Consider the following 19,152-nt stretch of genomic DNA (forward strand, 5'->3'; position numbering starts at 1 on the left):
CGGCAGCTGCGAAGGCCATTCGGGGGAGGTTAACCACGGGCACGCTCTATCACTCCCTCGCCCCGTTCTTACGGGGAGAGGGTGGGGTGAGGGGCTGCTTCGGCAAATGCGGTGAGAGTCGGATTCGCGGAGAGTCCCCCTCACCCGGAATTTGCGCATCGCGCAAATTCCGGCCTCTCCCCGCAAGCGGGGAGAGGCGAAGACAGCACCTAAAACCATCCGCTGTGCTTGCGTTTGATTTCCTCAATCCGGTCCCACGCCGATGTCATCACGTCCTCCGTCAGGCCGATGTCGCGGCGCAACCAATCGGAAGCCGGATATTTGTCGACCCATGTGTAGCGATCGGTGCGTGACAGGCGTTGCCATGTGGCCTTGAGCGCTCGGGACCACCGGCGGATTCCAGGACTGCCGGCGTGAACGCCAACAGCCTCGTTCGAGGCGTCGCAAGCTGCGCGGGATGGCGGGGACATTGGCTACGCCGCTATTTGCATGCGCCGTTCGATCTCGCGATCGAGCGTGGCGGCGAGTTCGCTGCTCACTTCCACCATCGGCAGCCGCACTTCGGGGCTGTCGATCAGGCCGCTTCGCCACAGCCAGTACTTTGCAGGCGCGGGGCTCGGCTCCGCGAACAGCAGCCGCGTCAGCTCCGCGACCTCCCGCCAGCGCGCCAGCGCCGCATCGGGATTGCCGCGCTTCAGCTCGGTGTGGACGGCGGCGAACGTCGCGGTCTCGACATGTGCGGACAGCACGATGCCGCCGTCGGCGCCGTCACAGAGCGCCTCGTGATAGCTGGCGTCCTCGCCGGTGAGCACGCGAAAGCCCTGCGGCCGGTCGCGCAGCAGCGCGACGGATTGCTCGCGGCTCGCGCCGCAATCCTTCAGCCCGACGATGTTTGGATGCTCGGCGAGCCGCAGCAGCGTCTGGTTGGTGATGGTCACCGCGGTGCGATAGGGAATGTTGTAGAGCGCAAGCGGCCAGGCGGCGTGCTCGGCGAGCGCCTCGAAATGCGCCAGCAGTCCGCGCTGCGACGGCCGCACATAATAGGGGCTCGCGATCAGGTAACCGTCGATCGGCCAGTCCGCGGTCTCGTCGAGACGGTCCTGCAGCCGCGAGGTGTCGGCGCCGGACAGTCCGAGGCAGATCGGCACCGTGCGGCGGCCGGCCGCCATCTCGTCGCGCACGATGGCGACCAGGCGTTCCAGCTCGGCGTCCCTCAGCGTCATGCCTTCACCGGAGGTCGCCCCCAGGATGAAGCCGTCGACGGCCTGCGCCGTGTAGTGCCGCGCCAGCCGCCGCAGCGACGTCTCATCGAGACGGCCGTCGCGAAACGGCGTCACCAGCGGCAGCCAGAGCCCGTGCAAATGGTTTCGTAGGTCGGTCATGTTCCTTCTCCTTCTCAAGACGACCTGAGACGGAGGGCACATGAAAAAACCCCGTCCAGGCGGCGGGGTTTTCGAAATTTAGCTCGCGATGACGAAGCCTAGTTAGCGCGCGCAAAAATCCGAGGTCCCCGGAAGGGGGCCTTTTTTCGAGACGCGTGCGCACGACTTCGTGATCATTGGCAAATGATGAGGGGGACGCGTGGAACTGTCAATACACGCGGAAAGCGAAAGCCGAATTGTCAGAAAAAAAGCCGGGCTCGAACGAGCCCGGCTTAAGGTATTGGCCACGTGAGGCCGACACAATCACCTTCCAAGAGGGATTACTGAACTCCCGCGCCACTGGAGGAGGGGGACAAATGCGCAACGCGAAGGCTCAGCGTGGAAACATTATGGGCTCGCCTCGCGCCATGCATCAACCGTCCAAGCCGCATGTCAGACATGCGGAAATCAGGACGGCCAGCGCTGCGCCTTGCTCACCACGAAGTCGCGGAACACCTGCACGCGCGCGACCGTTTTCAATTCCTCGGGATAGACGAAATACGTATCGAGCTGGATCGAATCCGACTCGCCGAACAGTTGCACCAGGCGGCTCTGCTCCTCGATCAGGTAATCCGGCAGCGCGGCAATGCCGAGGCCCTGCTGGCAGGCGCGCACGAGGCCGAGGATGTTGTTCACCCTGAAATAGGCCTCGCGCGGACCCGAGCCGTTGCGGCCGGCTTCGACCAGCCAGTTGCGGTTCTGAAGATGCGGCGCGAAGTTGCCGTCGGAGAGCGTGATGATGCGGTGGGAGTCGAGCTCCTCCAGCGTCCGCGGCGTGCCGAAGCGCTTGATGTAGTCCGGCGAGCAATAGGCGTGGAAGCCCATCGCGAACAGCTTGCGCTGGATGAGGTCCGGCTGCGTCGGCTTGCGGGTGCGGATCGCGACGTCGGCCTCGCGCATCGACAGGTCGAGTTCCTCGTCGGTGACGATCAGCGAGATCCGGATCTCCGGATAGAGCGCGGTGAATTCGCCGAGCCGCGGGATCAGCCAGTTGATGCCGACGCCGGGCGTGGTGGTGATCTTGAGATCGCCGCTCGGCCGCTCGCGGCTGTCGGTGAGTTTGGCGCGCGCCGCCTGCAGCTGCATGAACACGTCATGCGCGGTGCGGAACAGCAGGTCGCCCTGCTCGGTGAGGATCAGGCCGCGGGCATGGCGGTGGAACAGCGAGACCGAAAGCTCCTGCTCCAGTGCCGAGACCTGGCGTGAGACCGCTGATTGCGACAGGCCGAGCTGCTCGCCTGCATGCGTGAAGCTGCCTGCTTCCGCCGCCGCGTGAAATACCTTCAGCTTGTCCCAGTCCATATCGGTAAATCCGTCGCGTGTTCGAGGCATGATCTTTATTCCGCTGCCGCGCGCTCGCTGGCGCGCAGGGCCAAGAATCGTTCGGCTTCGAGTGCTGCCATGCAGCCGAGGCCTGCGGCCGTCACGGCCTGGCGATAAGTCTCGTCGGCGACGTCGCCGGCGGCGAACAGGCCGGGCACCGAGGTGGCGGTCGAGTTCGGGGCGACCTCGACATAGCCCGACGGTTTCAGCTTGACCTGGCCCTTCACCAGCTCGGTCGCCGGCGCATGGCCGATGGCGATGAAGACGCCGTCGGTCGGCACATTGGTCAAGGCACCGGTCTTGACGTTCTTCAGCCGCACATGGGTAACCTTGTTCGGGTTCTCGGTGCCGCAGATCTCGTCGACGGCCGAATCCCAGACCACCTTGATCTTCGGGTGCTTGAACAGACGCTCCTGCAGGATCCGTTCGGCGCGGAAGTGATCGCGACGATGCACGATGGTGACCTGCGAGGCATGGTTGGTGAGGTACAGGGCTTCCTCGACCGCGGTATTGCCGCCGCCGACCACCAAGACGTTCTTGCTGCGGTAGAAGAAGCCGTCGCAGGTGGCGCAGGCCGACACGCCGCCGCCCTGGAATTTCCCTTCGGACGGGAGCCCGAGCCAGCGCGCTTGCGCGCCGGTGGCGAGGATAACGGTGTCGGCGAGATAGACGTCGCCCGAGTCGCAGGTGAGGCGGAACGGCCGGTACGCAGTCTCCAGCTTGGTGACCAGGTCGGAGACGATCTTGGTGCCGACATGGACCGCCTGCTTCTCCATCTGCTCCATCAGCCAGGGGCCCTGGATCACGTCGGCGAAGCCCGGATAATTCTCGACGTCGGTGGTGATGGTGAGCTGGCCGCCCGGCTGGATGCCCTGGATCAGGATCGGCTCGAGCATCGCACGCGCGGCGTAGATCGCCGCTGTGTACCCGGCAGGGCCGGAGCCGATGATGACGACCTTTGCATGGATAGGGGCGGACATGTTCACGGACGCCTTTCACGGGGGATTGCAGCGCGGGCGCGGACAGTGCCGGGAGGCCTCGCGGAGGCGCTGAAATATCAGAGCCAATCTAAGCCTTCTGGTGAGCCATGCAAGAATTGCATTCCCAATCAGCGGAATTTTCCAACAGGGAACAAAAGTCGATTGCGCTGCACGCGCAATAAAATTGCGCACCCGGCCGGGACTCGGCTATGAGGATTGCGAGAAACCCACCCGATACCGCCGCAAGGCCAGGAGTTCCAATCACGTGTCGCGGAACCTAGACGAGATCGACCTCAAAATTCTCGCCGAGATCCAGGCCGACGGTCGAATCACCAATGTCGAGCTGGCCAAACGGGTCGGCATTTCGCCCCCGCCCTGCCTGCGCCGCGTCCGGGCGCTGGAGGAGGAGGGCTATATCCACGGCTACCGCGGGCTTTTGGACGCGCGAAAGCTCGGTTTTGACGTCACGGTGTTCGCCGCCGTGCACCTCTCCAGCCAGGCCGAGGCGGACTTGCGCGCCTTCGAGGAGTTCGTCCGCGCCGAGCCGCTGGTGCGGGAGTGCTGGATGCTGTCGGGCGAGGTCGACTTCATCCTGAAATGCGTCGCGCCCGACATGGCGACCTTCCAGGATTTCGTCACCCACCTGACCGCAGCACCTCATGTGCGCAACGTGCGGACGTCGCTGGTGCTGCATAATTCGAAGTACGAAGCCGCCGTGCCGCTGGACGTGAGGGGGCGAAGGTAGCGCGCTGCATCTTCTCCCTCTCCCCGTTCTTACGGGGAGAGGGTTGGGCTGAGGGGCTGCCTCCGCAATCACGGTGAGAGTTGGACTCGCGGAGACTCCCCCTCACCGAAAATTCAAGCTGCGCTCGAATTTCCGGCCTCTCCCCGCAGGCGGGGAGAGGCGAAGAGTCACCGCCGCAGCGCATCCAGGCTCACCGGACCGCTGCCGGCGGAGGCGAGATAAAGGCAGGCGAAGCAGAACAGGATTGCCAGCGTGCCGTCGTTGACGAGCGGGAAGAAGCTGTGCGGCAGGTGTTCGATGAAATAGGCGAAGGCCATTTCACCGGAGAGAATGAAGGCGACAAACCGCGTCAACAATCCCAGCATCAGAAGGCCGCCGAGCACGAGCTCGATCATGCCGGCGACGCCAAACAGCGAGAGCGGCGTGACCTCGGCGAACATCTCGACGGGCGGAAACTTGAACAGTTTTGCCACGCCGAACTGAAACAGCAGCAGTCCGGTCACGAACCTGAACAGGCTGAGCAGGTAGGGTTGGCTCTGCGCGGCGATACGGTCGATGTCCATCGTGTCCTCCCTTGGGCCTCGGCGTGTGGCGACGCCGAGCATGACGGAGACGCGAGGCGTTCACAATCGCGGGTAGAAACCGGCAGACACGAAAAAGGCCGCGCGGGGCGCGGCCTTTTCAACACGTCATCAGAGCTGACGGCAAATCCTTACCGCCACTCCACCTTGGTGATCTCATACGCCTTGGCGCCGCCGGGTGCGTTGACCTCGACGGTTGAACCTTTCTTCTTGCCGATCAGGGCGCGCGCGAGCGGCGAGGTGATGGAGATGCGGCCCTTCTTGGCATCGGCCTCGACCTCGCCGACGATCTGCCACACCGCCTTCTTCTCGGTGTCCTCGTCGACCAGCGTCACGGTGGCGCCGAACTTGATGGTGTCGCCGGACAGCTTCGAGATGTCGATGATGTCGGCGCGCGCGAGCTTGTCCTCGAGCTCGGCGATACGGCCCTCATTGTGGGACTGCTCTTCCTTCGCGGCATGATATTCCGCGTTCTCCGACAGGTCTCCGTGCGAGCGCGCCTCCGCGATGTGCTCGATGATGCGCGGACGGTCCTCCGACTGGCGCTTCTTCAATTCTTCCCCGAGCGCGGCAAACCCGCCCGCTGTCATCGGAACCTTTTCCATCTTCTCTCTCGTCCTTCGATCGTGCGCCCCAAATCGCGTATGGGCGCCCGAAACCTTGATTCGTCGGTCTGCCGGGGCTCAAGACACGGGCCGCCGGATGTCGACAGATAGGGGCTTGGCAACGGAACAGAACTGCCACACGCCCGGACAGTTCCTCCGGCCATTGTGGCTTCATCGCCAGTCACTTRGCGGAGGCTTTGCCCCCGCTAATGATCAGGTGTCCGAAAAATAGCTCTGCAGGGTACGAACCTCAAGGTCCCCGCCCAGATAGGCCCGGATGCCCTGCGCGGCCGCCACGGCCCCGGAAAGAGTGGTGTAATACGGCACTTTATGCAAGAGGGCCGCACGCCGCAGCGACCGGCTGTCGGCGAGCGCCTGCGGGCCTTCGGTGGTGTTGAAGACCAGCTGGACGTCGCCATTGGTGATGGCGTCGACGATATGCGGCCGTCCCTCCAGCACCTTGTTCACCTTCTCGGTCGGGATGCCCTGGTCGGTCAGGAAGCGTTGCGTGCCCGACGTCGCCAGCACCTTGAAGCCGAGCGAGTGCAATTCGCGAACCGCCTCGGCGATGCGCGTCTTGTCGCTCTCGCGTACCRAGACGAACACCGTGCCCTTGCGCGGCACCCGCGTGCCGCCGCCGAGCTGGCTCTTGGCAAAGGCCACCGCGAAGGAGCGGTCGATGCCCATGACCTCGCCGGTCGAGCGCATTTCCGGACCCAGCACGGTGTCGACGCCGGGGAAGCGGGCGAATGGAAACACCGATTCCTTCACGCCGACATGCTTGAAGTCGGCCTTCTTCAAGTTGAAGTCGGCGAGCCTCTCGCCGGCCATGATGCGCGCGGCGATCATTGCGACCGGCGTACCGACCACCTTGGCGACGAACGGCACCGTGCGCGAGGCGCGCGGATTGACTTCGAGCACGTAGATCTCGCCGTCCTTGATGGCGTACTGCACGTTCATCAGGCCGACGACGTCGAGGCCGAGCGCCAGCTCACGCGTCTGCCGCTCCAATTCCTCGATCATCTTGCCATCGAGCGAGTGCGGCGGCAGCGAGCAGGCGCTATCGCCGGAATGGATGCCGGCTTCCTCGATATGCTCCATGATGCCGACGATGAAGGTGTCCTTGCCGTCGCAGAGACAGTCGACGTCGATTTCGGTTGCGTCCGACAGGTAGCGGTCGAACAGCAGCGGGTTCTTGCCGAGTACGGTGTTGATCTGCCCAGTCTTGTCGTTCGGGTAGCGCGCCTTGACGTCGGCCGGCACCAGCTCCGGCAGCGTGCCGAGCAAATAGTCGCTGAGCTGGTTCTCCTCGCGGATGATCTGCATCGCGCGGCCGCCGAGCACGTAGGACGGGCGCACCACCAGCGGCAGGCCGAGATCGGTCGCGACCAGGCGGGCCTGCTCAACCGAATAGGCGATGCCGTTCTTCGGCTGCTTCAGGCGGAGCTTGTCGAGCACGCGCTTGAAGCGGTCGCGGTCCTCGGCGAGATCGATCGCGTCGGGCGAGGTGCCGAGGATCGGCACATCGGCGGCTTCCAGCGCACGCGCCAGCTTCAGCGGGGTCTGGCCGCCGAACTGCACGATCACGCCGTGCAGCGTGCCGTTCGTGCGCTCTTTCGCGATGATCTCCAACACGTCCTCGGCGGTCAGCGGCTCGAAATAGAGCCGGTCCGCGGTGTCGTAGTCGGTCGACACCGTTTCCGGGTTGCAGTTGACCATGATGGATTCGTAGCCGGCGTCATGCAGCGCGAAGCAGGCGTGACAGCAGCAATAGTCGAACTCGATGCCCTGGCCGATGCGGTTCGGCCCGCCGCCGAGGATGATGACCTTCTTCTTGTCGGACGGCGTGCTCTCGTCGGCCGGCGCGCCGGCGAACGGCGCCTCATAGGTCGAATACATGTAGGCGGTGGGGGAGGCGAATTCGGCAGCGCAGGTGTCGATGCGCTTGTAGACGGGACGGACGCCGAGCGCGTGGCGCTTCGCCGTCACCGCGGCCTCCGTCGTCTCCGCGAGCACCGCAAGCCGTGCGTCTGAGAAGCCCATGGTCTTGAGCGATCGCATGGCGAAGGCGTTGCCCGGCAGGCCGTTCTTGCGGACCTTCTCTTCCATGTCGACGATGCCGCGCATTTCGCTGAGGAACCACGGATCGATCTTGCAGGAGTTGAAGATGTCCTCGTTCGACCAGCCAAGCCGCATCGCCTGGGCGACCTGGAGCAGCCGGTTCGGCGTCGGCGTGCCGAGCGCGGCGCGGATCGCGTTCTTGTCGTCGTGCTGGCCCAGTCCCTCGATCTCGATCTCGTCGAGCCCGGTCAGGCCGGTCTCGAGCCCGCGCAGCGCCTTCTGCAGGCTCTCCTGGAAGGTGCGGCCGATCGCCATGACTTCGCCGACCGATTTCATCGACGTGGTCAGCGTGGTCGATGCGCCCGGGAATTTCTCGAAGGCAAAGCGCGGAATCTTGGTGACGACGTAGTCGATGGTCGGTTCGAACGAGGCCGGCGTCGCGCCGCCGGTGATGTCATTGGCGATCTCGTCGAGCGTGTAGCCGACCGCGAGCTTGGCCGCGACCTTGGCGATCGGGAAACCGGTGGCCTTCGAGGCGAGAGCCGACGAGCGCGACACGCGCGGATTCATCTCGATGACGACCATGCGGCCGTCCTCCGGATTGACGCCGAACTGCACGTTGGAGCCGCCGGTCTCGACGCCGATCTCGCGCAGCACCGCCAGCGAGGCGTCGCGCATGATCTGGTATTCCTTGTCGGTCAGCGTCAGTGCCGGCGCCACCGTGATGGAATCACCGGTGTGCACGCCCATCGGATCGAGGTTCTCGATCGAGCAGACGATGATGCAATTGTCCTTCTTGTCGCGCACCACCTCCATCTCGAACTCTTTCCAGCCGAGCACGGATTCTTCGATCAGCACTTCGTTGGTCGGAGACGCGTCGAGACCGCGCTCGATGATGTCGAGGAACTCTTCCTTGTTGTAGGCGATGCCGCCGCCGGTGCCGCCCATCGTGAAGGAGGGACGGATGATCGCGGGCAGGCCGATCTCGGACAGCGCCATCAGCGCCTGGCCGAGCGCGTATTCCTGGTAGCGCTTGCGGCGGTCACTTTCGCCGAGCGTCCATTGCCGCTCGAGCTCTTCGAGCGCGGCACCCGACGCCTTCGCGCGTTCGGCCTGGTACTTGTCGCGAAAGGATTTCTTCAGCTCGGAGGCGTTGGCGAGCCGCGACTTCGGCGTCTCGAGCCCGATCTTGGTCATGGCCTCGCGGAACAGCTGGCGATCCTCGGCCTTGTCGATGGCGTCGGCGGTGGCGCCGATCATCTCGACGTCGAATTTCTCCAGCGTGCCCTGGCGGCGCAGCGACAGCGCGCAGTTCAGCGCGGTCTGGCCGCCCATGGTCGGCAGCAGCGCGAAGCCGCCGGGAATGACGTGACGTTCCTTCTCGATGATCTTGGCGACGATCTCGGGCGTGATCGGCTCGATATAGGTCGCATCGGCCAATTCCGGGTCGGTCATGATGGTGGCCGGGTTGGAATTGACGAGGACGATGCGATAGCCCTCTTCCTTCAGCGTCTTCACCGCCTGCGTGCCCGAATAGTCGAACTCGCAGGCCTGGCCGATCACGATGGGACCGGCGCCGATGATCAGGATGGTGGTGATGTCTGTACGTTTGGGCATCAACTCTCGCCGGACTGGAATTTAGGCACAAAAAAAGGGCGCGCTACCGCGCGTCCCCTGTGGCCGAGAGCGCGGTGGTCTCCCTCGCGCGCGGGTGGGTCTTAGACCAGTTTTCGGGGCGGCGAAACCCCGAAAAACGCCCATCAACCGGCAATTTTGACCGGTTTTGGCCGCGCCTGCCAGCCACGGGCGAGATGCACCAGAAGCGAGGCCGCAACGCTCGATCCGCCGATCCAGCCGAGGTCGCTTGGCGAGAGGGTGGCCAGCACGGCGCCGCCGAGCGCCCCGCCGATGGCGAAGCCGAGATACATCGCCGACGCGTTGAGCGAGAGTGCGATCATCGAGGCCTGCGGCTCGATCCGGATGATGCCGGCGATCTGGGCCGGATAGAACGCCCAGCCCGAGATGCCCCAGAGGAAAATCGTGCCGAGCACCGCGTAGTGCGCCTGTCCTGGCATCAGCTTCAGGACCAGCGAATGCAGGATCAGCGCGGTTGCCATGCCGGCGAGCCCCAGCGCTGCGGTCATCAGCGTGCCGAGCCGGTCGGCCAGGACGCCGCCGAGCATGTTCCCGATCGCGGCCGCGCCGCCGAACACCAGCAGCGCAAGGCTGATCTGCGAGGCATCGAAGCCAAGGCCGCGCAGCGGGACCGCGAAATAGGTGAACACGGTGAAGCCGCCGAGCGCCCACAGAATCGTAATGACGAGAGCGATCAGCACGTTGCTGTGACGCGCCACGGCCAGCCGCTCGGCCAGCGAGGCCGTGTTTCGCGGCAGGCCGCGGGGCAGGCCGAGCAGCAGGCCGGCAAGCGCCACCGCACCGATCAGGGCGACCATGGCAAAGGTCGCGCGCCAGCCGAACAGGCTGCCAACGAGATTGCCGAGGGGGACGCCGATCACGGTCGCGACCGTGAGGCCCGAGGTGACCAGCGCCACCGCGCGGCCGCGCCGCTCGGGCGCGGCGACGGCGACTGAGACGCCAAGCGCCGTGGGCATGCACAGGCCCGAGCCCAGCGCCATCAACATTCGCGAGGCCAGCAGCAGGGCGTAGTTGGACGCCATCATGGCCGCGAGGTTTCCGGCGATGAAGGTCGACAGCGCCAGCGCCAGCACGGTGCGGCGGTCGATGTTGTTCATGGCCACCGCGAGGATCGGCGAGCCCACGGCATAGGTGAGGGCGTAGGCGGTCACGAGTTGCCCGGCGGCCGATACGGAAATCGAGAGGTCGGAGGCGATCGATGGCAAAAGCCCAGCTATCACAAAGCCTTCTGTGCCGATCGCAAATGCCCCCAGGGCCAGCCAGAACACGCTCATTTGGACAAATCCTTATGTTCAACGTTTATTGAACTATCGAACGCAAACGTTTTGCTGTCAATTGGTTCAAGAACTATTGAACATTGCGGTCGCTTCGCTATGATTCGGATATGAGCCGCGCACCCCTCCATCCCACCCGCGAGCAGATCGAGCTGCCGATGGTTCTGGATTGCCTGAGCGATCCGATCCGGTTGGCGATCGTCTATCAACTCGCCCAGCAGGAACGTGTCAGCAGCGAGCTGCGCTGCGGCGACTTTTATGCGCTCAGCGGCAAGTCCAACCTCGCCTATCACTTCGCCAAGCTGCGCGAATGCGGGGTCATGCAGACGCGCGTGGCCGGGACCAACCGCTTCATGCGGCTCCGCCGCGAGGATCTGGACGCGCGCTTCCCCGGCCTGCTCGATGCCGTGATCAGCTCGGCCGCCAAGGATGCGGATCGGCTTCAGCTTCTGCCGGGGTGCGAATTGGTCGAGGCAGATTGAGCCGCGGATACAGTCCGTCTACGCTTTCGCTTCGCTCAAGCTACGCCGGACACGCTTTGCGCCTGCGTGGCTGCGCCACGCGTAGCCCCGCAGGGGCGAAGCGTGGAGACCCGGCCTGGACTTGAACCAGGATAAAGAGCGATGCACTGCTCTCGCGTGGACGCTTCCGCCACCGGGCCGTCGCGATCATTGCCTGATCGGGGTGCGACAAGCCACCTCAGCCAATTGTTATGCTTAACGCATCATGGGTGGCCGCGCGATGAAGGTCATGCGCCAGCGATTATGGCCGATATTGGTGTGGGCACGCTGGACCGCGAACCCGGCCGCGGTCAGCTTGGCGGTGATCTCGTCCTCGCTGTAGCGCTGGAGCCCGATGCGCGTCCGCAGATGACGGTAGTCCGACAGCGCGGTGCTGATCAGCCCGACCAGCGCGTCTTTCAAAAAGCCGTGACGCAGGCCGAAGCCGAGCAGCGCCATGACGTCCCGGCCCATGCCGACATCGGGCTGGAGGATGTCGCCGAGCACCAGCTTGCCGGACGGCGTCAGCAATCGCCGGATGTTGCGGAGCGCGGCATCGAGCTCCTCCGGCGTCATGTATTGCGCCACCGAGTTCATCACCGCGAGGTCGATCGACTGGTCCGGCATCTTGCGGACGTCGTCGAGCGAGCGGACGCGGATTTTCGTGTTCGGGGCAAAACGCGCGATCAGACGGCCGCGCACGCCGGGGGCGGGCTCGGCGAGAATCAGCTTGCCGCAGGCGGCCGCCACCTGGCTCGCCGACAGCGCCTCGCCGCAGGCATAGTCGAGCACGGTCGCCTCAGGCGAGGAAATGTAGCCGATGATGTCCCGCGCGATGATCTGGAAGTGCAAATCGCGATGCAGCTTGCTGACATAGATCGTATGCGTGGAGTCGTAATAATCGATCCAATCGTCCATGATATTCGAAGGCCCCGGCAAACGGTTCCGGCACAGGAACCGGCGCTGCCCGCCTGCGTTAGGGGTGCGGCGGCGCGCCGTCAATGTCCGCGTCCTAACAGGAAGGTTTCCCGTGAGCAAAGTCCCCAACAAGGTCTCGCCCGATCTCGATACGCCCACCGACCTGTCGCCCCAGGCGGTCAACAAGGTTTCGGAGGCGCTCAACGTGCTTCTGGCCGACGCGTTCGCGCTTTACCTCAAGACCAAGAATTTCCACTGGCACATCAGCGGCCGGCATTTCCGCGACTATCATTTGCTGCTCGACGAGCAGTCGGACCAGATCTTCGCCACCACCGACCAGCTCGCCGAGCGCGTCCGCAAGATCGGCGGCGCCACGCTGAAGTCGATCGGCCAGGTCGCAAAACTCCAGACCATCAAGGACAACAACGAGGACTACGTCCCGCCGCGCGAGATGCTGCGCGAACTGATGCAGGACAACAAGCATGTCGCGGCCGCAATGCGCAAGGCGCATGAGGTCTGCGACGAGGCCGGCGATGTCGCCAGCGCCAGCATCCTCGAAAACTTCATCGACGAGACCGAGCGCCGCACCTGGTTCCTGTTCGAAGCCACCCGCCAGGAAGGCAGCAACGCGGCGTAGGGGGCGTTGGGGCGCAAATGCCCCCACAACGTCGTCCCGGCGCAGGCCGGGACCCCCATACCCCCAGGGAGAAGTTGTGGCGCGAGATGCGCGTTAGCGAGTCGTCGCCAAATGACGTTTCGTGGTTATGGGTCCCGGCCTTCGCCGGGACGACACCGAGTGTGTCGCGCTACGTCGCGGTCCACAACCGCATCAGCGCGCCGTTCTTGCCCGTCACCGGATCGGCCGGCGGCCGCGCGACTTTCGGAATCGTCTTCAGCGCCTTGGCATGGTTCTCCGGCGTTGCGCGCGTGATCTCCATCTTCGATCCCGGCGGATAGGCGCCGATCACGCAGAAATCATCGCTCGCCTTGATGCATTGGTGGCCGGTGCCGGCGGGCAGGATGGCGACATCGCCGGCGGAAATCTCCAGCTCCTGGCCGTGATCGCCGCCGAAGCGGACGCGCGCGCTGCCGCGCGCGACGCCGAGCACTTCGTGCACCGTCGCGTGATAGTGCAGATAGTCGTAGACGCCGTTGCGCCAGGTCCCGCCCCAGCCGTTGGCGCCGAACAGATTTTCGATGGTCTCTTCGGGACGATCGCGGTCGAGCCTGATCGCGCGCTGGTAGACCAGGAAGGGAAGGATGCTGTTCGGCACGAGCCCGTCATCGGCGAACACGATGGCGAGCGGCTCGGCATTGTCAGGGACGACCGACATGGCTGGGCTCCTGCGTGAGCGTAGCAGGGATTAACGAGGGGCGTGAGGCGGCGTTCCTTCGTCGCCCTCCTTTGTCATTCCGGGTTCGCGCTACGCGCGCCCCGGAATGACGAAGATGCCCGGGGTGAGGCCCGGGCATGATGTCGTCGTAGCGTTCGCGTGCAAGGCTTACGCGCTCTTCTTCTGCCGCATCAGATCCGCAAAGCGCTGGAACAGATAGTGCGAGTCGCGCGGGCCGGGTGAGGCCTCGGGGTGGTACTGCACCGAGAACACCGGCCTGCCGTCGAGCTGGATGCCGCAATTGGAGCCGTCGAACAGCGAGATGTGGGTCTGCGTCGCGCCCTTCGGCAGCGTGTTCTCGTCCACGGCAAAGCCGTGGTTCATCGAGGTGATCTCGACCTTGCCGGTGGTCTCGTCCTTCACGGGATGATTGGCGCCGTGATGGCCCTGATGCATCTTCTTGGTCTTGGCGCCGACAGCGAGGCCGAGCATCTGGTGGCCGAGACAGATACCAAAAGTCGGCGTGCCCGACTTGATCACGTCCCGGATCACCGGCACGGCATATTTGCCGGTCGCGGCCGGATCGCCGGGGCCGTTGGACAGGAACACGCCGTCCGGCTTCATTGCCAGAATGTCCTCGGCCGAGGTCGTCGCCGGCACCACCGTCACCTTGCAGCCGACGCCGGCGAGCAGGCGCAAAATGTTGCGCTTGATGCCGTAGTCGATGGCGACGACGTTGAACTCAGGCTTGTCCTGGCGGCCAAAGCCCTTGTCCCACAGCCAGGGCGTCTCGTCCCAGGTGAAGCGCTGGCCAGAGGTGACCATCGGCACGAGGTCCATGCCCTCGAGCCCCGGCCATTCACGCGCCTCTTCCTTCATGCCGTGCAGGTCGAACTCGCCATTCCTGGCGTGCGCGATCACGGCGTTGGGCATGCCCTTGGAGCGGATCAGCGCGGTCAGCGCGCGGGTGTCGATGCCGGAGAGGCCGATGATGCCGCGGGCCTTCAGCCACTGGTCGAGGTGCTTGGTGGCGCGATAGTTCGAGGGATCGGTGATCGCGGTGCGCAGGATCACGCCGCGCGCGCCCGGCGTCGCGGCCATGTTCACCGTCTCGATGTCTTCCTCGTTGGTACCGACATTGCCGATATGCGGGAAGGTGAAGGTGATGAGCTGGCCGGCATAGGAGGGATCGGTGAGGATCTCTTCATAGCCGGTCATCGCGGTGTTGAAGCAGACCTCACCGACGGCATGGCCTTCGGCGCCGAGACCGAAGCCTTCGAGCACCGTGCCATCGGCGAGCACGAGGAGCGCGGTCGGTTTATGGTCCGGCCAGGCGGTATCGTTGTCATGTTGTGTCATGAGCGCGTTTCATAGTCGCCGCGAACGCCGCCGTCAAAGCGGGAAACGGCGGATTCACATGCGTTTTTGCATATTTGACAGGTCGTCTCAGGCACTTAAGCTCGGCGGAATAATTTCCGGCAAATTCCGGGGCTTGGGAGGCAATAATGGACCGGACGACCCCGATTGTGCTGGTTCCGGGGCTGGCCTCCTCGGCTCGCATCTATGCCCCCGTCATCCCGGCGCTCTGGCGGTTCGGCCCGGTGATGGTCGCCAACCATATCCGCGACGACAGCATGGCCGCAATCGGCCGGCGTGTGCTCGGCGAGGCGCCGCCGCGTTTCGCGCTCGCCGGCCATTCCATGGGCGGCTACATCGCGCTCGAGATCATGCGCCAGGCGCCCGAGCGGGTGGTAAAGCTTGCACTGATCAACACCCAGGCCCGGCCCGACACGCCGGAGGCGACCGCGCGTCGGCGCGGCCTGATGGAGCGGGCGAAGCGCGGCGAATTGCGCGCGGCGCGTGAGGAGATGTTTCCCGAACTGGTGCATCCCTCGCGCCGCGATGACGCCAGCATTCGCCGGCTCGTGCACGAGCAGGGCGAGGACGTTGGCGTCGAAGGCTATCTGCGGCAGCAGACCGCGATCATCGCACGGGTGGATTCGCGGCCGACGCTGGCGACGATCACGTGCCCGACGCTGGTGCTGACGGGCGATCAGGACAACACCATTCCCAACGCCTTCTCGAGGGAGATGGCGGACGGCATTGCCGGCGCCAAGCTCGTCGTTCTCAGGAATTGCGGACATCTGCCGCAGCCGGAGCAGCCCGAGGCGACGGCAAAGGCGCTGGTCGAATGGCTTGGAACCCAGGTTGTCTCGGAGCCGCGAACGGCCTAGATCAGGCCTCGGATATTCAAAGGGATCACGATCATGTTGCGCGACGACATCAACAATGCGGTCAAGGAGGCCATGAAGGCCAAGGAGGAGCGCAAGCTCTCCACGCTGCGCATGGTCAACTCGACCATCAAGAACGCCGACATCGAGGCGCGCGGCAACGGCAAGCCGCCGCTGTCGGATGCCGACCTGCTCGGCGTGCTGCAGAAGATGATCAAGCAGCGCCAGGAGGCGGTCGAGCTCTACGACAAGGGCGGCCGTGCCGAGCTCGCCGCGCAGGAGCGCGAGGAGATCGCGGTGATCTCGGCCTATCTGCCGAAGCAGATGTCGGATGACGACGTGAAGAAGGCGATCTCGGACGCCATTACTGAAACCGGTGCGGCCGGCATGAAGGACATGGGCAAGGTGATCGCGGCGTTGCGGGCGAAGTACGCCGGCCAGATGGATTTCGGCAAGGCCAGCGGATTGGTGAAGGCCGCGCTCTCTAGTTGAGCTGTCATTCCGGGGCGACGCGAAGCGTCGAGCTATGATGCGCAATTGCGCATCAGAGAATCCATCGTGCCACCGGCTCTGTTGCGAAATGGATTCCGGGCTCACGCCAAGAGGCGCGCCCCGGAATGACAAGGAGAGTGGGGAGCCAACCGATGACCGGCGCCATCAAACCGTTCCGCATCGCCATCAGCGACGACATCCTTTCCGATCTCAAATCGCGCCTCGCCCGCACGCGCTGGCCGGAGGCGGAGCTGGTCGATGACTGGAGCCAGGGCGCGCCGCTGAAATGGATCCGGGAGATCTGCGGCTACTGGGCTGATGGCTATGACTGGCGGGCGCGCGAGGCAAGGCTCAATCGCTTCGAGCAGTTCACGACCGCGATCGACGGGCTCGACATCCATTTCCTGCATGTGCGCTCGAAAGAGCCGAACGCGCTGCCGCTGATCATCACCCATGGCTGGCCCGGCTCGATCGTCGAATTCCAGAAGGTGATCGCGCCGCTGGTCGATCCCGTGGCTCATGGCGGCAATCCGGCGGACGCGTTTCACGTGATCTGCCCCTCTTTGCCGGGCTTCGGCTTCTCCGGCAAACCCAAGGCCACGGGCTGGGGCGTCGACCGCATCGCTGCGACCTGGGCCAAGCTGATGGATCGCCTCGGCTACGCGCGCTACGGCGCGCAGGGCGGTGACTGGGGTTCGGCGGTGACGACCTCGCTCGGTGCGCAGGATTTTGAGCATTGCGCCGGCATCCACATCACGCTCGCCTTCAACGCGGCGCCGAAGGTCGAAGGTGAGCCGACGCCGGAGGAAAAGCGCGCGCTCGCCGGCCTCAAGCATTATGTCGATCTCGACTCCGGCTATTCGAAGCAGCAATCGACGCGCCCGCAGACGCTCGGTTACGGCCTGACGGATTCCCCGAGCGGGCAGGCGGCCTGGATCCTGGAAAAATTCTGGGCCTGGACCGATTGCAACGGCCATCCCGAAAACATCTTCACCAGGGATGAGCTGCTCGACAACGTCATGCTCTATTGGGTCACGGAGACGGCGACCTCGTCGGCGCGGCTCTATTGGGAAAGCTTTGGCAAGCGCCGGACGACGCCGACGGTCAAGGTGCCGACCGGCGTCGCCGTGTTCCCGAAGGAGATCATCACGCCGGTGCGGCGCTGGATGGAGCCGAACTTCCACAACATCACGCATTGGAGCGAGATGGAGAAAGGCGGACATTTCGCCGCATTCGAGCAGCCGGAACTGTTCGTGCGGGATGTCAGGAAGTTCTTCGCGACGGTGCGGTGACTCTCACCCGTCATGCCCGGGCTTGTCCCGGGCATCCACGCCCTTAAACTCGGGGCCAACAAGAACGTGGATGGCCGGAACAAGTCCGGCCATGACGATGCTGCCGGGAAACGACCATGCTCACCGAAGCCAGAACCTACGACGAGCTCTATCGCAACTTTCGCTGGGACATCCCCGCGCGCTTCAACATGGCGGAAGCCTGCTGCGACCGCCATGCCGACGGCACGGGCCGGCTTGCGCTGGTCTATGTCGATGAGAACGGTGCGACCACGCGCACGTCCTTCGACGAGGTCGCGGAGATGTCGCGTCGCTTCGCCAATGTGCTGAAGGCGGATGGGCTCAGCCGCGGCGATCGCGTCGCGGTGTTCCTGTCGCAATCGCTGGAACTGCCGATCGTGCATATGGCGGCGTTCCGCGCAGGCCTGATCTCGATCCCGCTGTTCGCGCTGTTCGGCGAGGACGCGCTGGAATTCCGGCTGTCGAATTCGCAGGCCAAGGCGATCGTCACCGACGAGGGCGGCTGGGAGAAGCTCGCGAAGATCCGCGACCGTCTGCCGGACCTGAAGACCATTTACGTGGTCGGTGAGGCCGCGCCCGCGGGCACCAGATCATTTTGGCATGCGGTGAGGGCGGCATCGCCCGACTTCACGCTGGTTGACACCTCGGCCGACGATCCCGCCCTGATCATCTACACCTCAGGCACGACCGGCAATCCCAAGGGCGCGCTGCACGCCCATCGCGTCGTGCTCGGCCATCTGCCCAATGTCGAGATGTGCCACAACTTCCTGCCGCGCCCCGGCGACCTGATGTGGACGCCGGCGGACTGGGCCTGGATCGGCGGCCTCGTCAACGGCCTGTTCGCGTTCTGGTATCACGGCATTCCGCTGGTCGGGCATCGTGCCCGCAAGTTCGAACCGCAGGCGGCGATGCAGATGATGGCCGATCTCGGTGTCCGCAACGTCTTCCTGCCGCCGACCGCGTTGAAGCTGATGCGGCAGGCCGGCGTGAAGCATGCGGGCGTCAAGCTGCGCAGCATTTTTACGGGCGGTGAATCGCTCGGCGGCGAGCTTCTGGGCTGGGTGCGCGAGACCTTCGGCATCGACGCGCATGAGGTATTCGGCCAGACCGAGTGCAATCTCGTGATCGGCAGCAACTCCAACCTGTTTCCGATCCGCCCGGGCTCGATGGGCCGGGCGACGCCGGGCTTCGATGTCCGCATCGTCAACGACAAGGGCGAGGAGCAACCACGCGGGCAGCGCGGCATCATTGGCGTGCGCCAGCCGTGCCCGTGCACGATGATCGAGTACTGGCGCAATCCGGAGGCGACGGCGAAGAAATATGCCGGCGAATTTTTGCTGACCGGCGATCTCGGCGTGCAGGATGAGGACGGTTATTTCTGGTATGTCAGCCGCGAGGACGACGTCATCACCACCGCCGGCTACCGTGTCGGCCCCTCCGAGATCGAGCATACGCTGATGAAGCATCCGTCGGTGGCGATGGCGGCGGTGGTCGGCATTCCCGATCCGATCCGCACCGAGTCGATCAAGGCCTGGATCGTGCTGCGCCCCGGCTTCGCCGGCAGCGACGCGCTCGCGCGCGAGATCCAGGAGTTCGTCAAGGTGCAGCTCGCAGCTCACGAATATCCGCGTTTCGTCGAGTTCGCCGAGACGCTGCCGATGACCGCAACAGGCAAGGTGCTGCGGCGCGAGCTGCGGGCGAAGGGTTAGGCTCTTTCAGAC

17 protein-coding genes are annotated in these 19,152 nt (G+C 64.7%); 7 read left to right on the top strand and 10 right to left on the bottom strand.

The features are described from left to right. Window positions 1–473 precede the first annotated feature (473 nt). From ACXJMY_RS24905 to trxB, 3 genes are all read right to left on the bottom strand, one after another. Window positions 474–1,382 carry a 4-hydroxy-tetrahydrodipicolinate synthase family protein gene (locus ACXJMY_RS24905; protein ID WP_456621992.1) on the bottom strand — a complete coding sequence of 303 codons (909 nt, stop codon included), beginning with the start codon at window positions 1,380–1,382 and terminating at the stop codon, window positions 474–476. 447 nt (window positions 1,383–1,829) lie between these two features. Then, a complete protein-coding gene (locus ACXJMY_RS24910; protein WP_027534296.1) occupies window positions 1,830–2,753 on the bottom strand; it encodes a LysR family transcriptional regulator in 924 nt (307 codons plus the stop codon). Window positions 2,754–2,758: 5 nt separating this feature from the next. After that, complete coding sequence (trxB, locus tag ACXJMY_RS24915) at window positions 2,759–3,724, bottom strand: thioredoxin-disulfide reductase (protein ID WP_456621993.1); 966 nt, start codon at window positions 3,722–3,724, stop codon at window positions 2,759–2,761. 265 nt (window positions 3,725–3,989) lie between these two features. On the opposite strand from trxB, the gene ACXJMY_RS24920 reads away from it, so the two are divergent. After that, window positions 3,990–4,469, top strand: a complete 480-nt coding sequence (locus ACXJMY_RS24920; RefSeq protein ID WP_280968532.1) for an Lrp/AsnC family transcriptional regulator — start codon at window positions 3,990–3,992, stop codon at window positions 4,467–4,469. Window positions 4,470–4,636: 167 nt separating this feature from the next. Here the strand turns inward: ACXJMY_RS24920 and ACXJMY_RS24925 are convergent, their stop codons facing one another. The 4 genes from ACXJMY_RS24925 to ACXJMY_RS24940 form a co-directional block, all read right to left on the bottom strand. Continuing rightward, window positions 4,637–5,032, bottom strand: coding sequence for a DoxX family protein (locus ACXJMY_RS24925; RefSeq protein WP_456621994.1), 396 nt, complete (start codon window positions 5,030–5,032; stop codon window positions 4,637–4,639). Window positions 5,033–5,181: 149 nt separating this feature from the next. Then, window positions 5,182–5,655: a transcription elongation factor GreA gene (gene greA / locus ACXJMY_RS24930; RefSeq protein ID WP_027534300.1), complete on the bottom strand. Its 474-nt coding sequence runs from the start codon at window positions 5,653–5,655 to the stop codon at window positions 5,182–5,184. Window positions 5,656–5,868: 213 nt separating this feature from the next. Next, complete coding sequence (gene carB, locus ACXJMY_RS24935) at window positions 5,869–9,333, bottom strand: carbamoyl-phosphate synthase large subunit (RefSeq protein ID WP_456621995.1); 3,465 nt, start codon at window positions 9,331–9,333, stop codon at window positions 5,869–5,871. A gap of 143 nt (window positions 9,334–9,476) precedes the next feature. Next, entirely contained in the window at window positions 9,477–10,646 is a 1,170-nt protein-coding gene (locus ACXJMY_RS24940; protein WP_456621996.1) for an MFS transporter, read from the bottom strand. Between the two features lie 110 nt (window positions 10,647–10,756). Between ACXJMY_RS24940 and ACXJMY_RS24945 the strand changes: the two genes are divergently transcribed. After that, window positions 10,757–11,128, top strand: a complete 372-nt coding sequence (locus ACXJMY_RS24945) for an ArsR/SmtB family transcription factor (protein WP_456621997.1) — start codon at window positions 10,757–10,759, stop codon at window positions 11,126–11,128. A 234-nt stretch (window positions 11,129–11,362) separates the two neighbouring features. On the opposite strand, the gene ACXJMY_RS24950 is transcribed toward ACXJMY_RS24945, so the two are convergent. Next, window positions 11,363–12,064, bottom strand: coding sequence for a class I SAM-dependent methyltransferase (locus ACXJMY_RS24950; protein ID WP_456621998.1), 702 nt, complete (start codon window positions 12,062–12,064; stop codon window positions 11,363–11,365). A 112-nt stretch (window positions 12,065–12,176) separates the two neighbouring features. Between ACXJMY_RS24950 and ACXJMY_RS24955 the strand changes: the two genes are divergently transcribed. Next, window positions 12,177–12,701 (top strand): Dps family protein, encoded by a 525-nt coding sequence (locus ACXJMY_RS24955; protein ID WP_456621999.1) that lies wholly within the window; start codon window positions 12,177–12,179, stop codon window positions 12,699–12,701. Between the two features lie 169 nt (window positions 12,702–12,870). On the opposite strand, the gene ACXJMY_RS24960 is transcribed toward ACXJMY_RS24955, so the two are convergent. Next, entirely contained in the window at window positions 12,871–13,398 is a 528-nt protein-coding gene (locus ACXJMY_RS24960) for a hypothetical protein (protein ID WP_456622000.1), read from the bottom strand. 168 nt (window positions 13,399–13,566) lie between these two features. Continuing rightward, window positions 13,567–14,757 carry a glutamine-hydrolyzing carbamoyl-phosphate synthase small subunit gene (gene carA, locus ACXJMY_RS24965; protein ID WP_456622001.1) on the bottom strand — a complete coding sequence of 397 codons (1,191 nt, stop codon included), beginning with the start codon at window positions 14,755–14,757 and terminating at the stop codon, window positions 13,567–13,569. 146 nt (window positions 14,758–14,903) lie between these two features. On the opposite strand from carA, the gene ACXJMY_RS24970 reads away from it, so the two are divergent. The 4 genes from ACXJMY_RS24970 (at window position 14,904) to ACXJMY_RS24985 (ending at window position 19,140) form a co-directional block, all read left to right on the top strand. After that, window positions 14,904–15,632 (top strand): alpha/beta fold hydrolase, encoded by a 729-nt coding sequence (locus ACXJMY_RS24970; RefSeq protein WP_456622002.1) that lies wholly within the window; start codon window positions 14,904–14,906, stop codon window positions 15,630–15,632. Window positions 15,633–15,665: 33 nt separating this feature from the next. Then, a complete protein-coding gene (locus ACXJMY_RS24975; protein ID WP_456622003.1) occupies window positions 15,666–16,121 on the top strand; it encodes a GatB/YqeY domain-containing protein in 456 nt (151 codons plus the stop codon). A gap of 152 nt (window positions 16,122–16,273) precedes the next feature. Continuing rightward, a complete protein-coding gene (locus ACXJMY_RS24980) occupies window positions 16,274–17,413 on the top strand; it encodes an epoxide hydrolase family protein (RefSeq protein ID WP_456622004.1) in 1,140 nt (379 codons plus the stop codon). 116 nt (window positions 17,414–17,529) lie between these two features. After that, window positions 17,530–19,140: an acyl-CoA synthetase gene (locus tag ACXJMY_RS24985; RefSeq protein ID WP_456622005.1), complete on the top strand. Its 1,611-nt coding sequence runs from the start codon at window positions 17,530–17,532 to the stop codon at window positions 19,138–19,140. Window positions 19,141–19,152 lie beyond the last annotated feature (12 nt).

This window comes from Bradyrhizobium sp. P5_C12 (genome assembly GCF_054049735.1).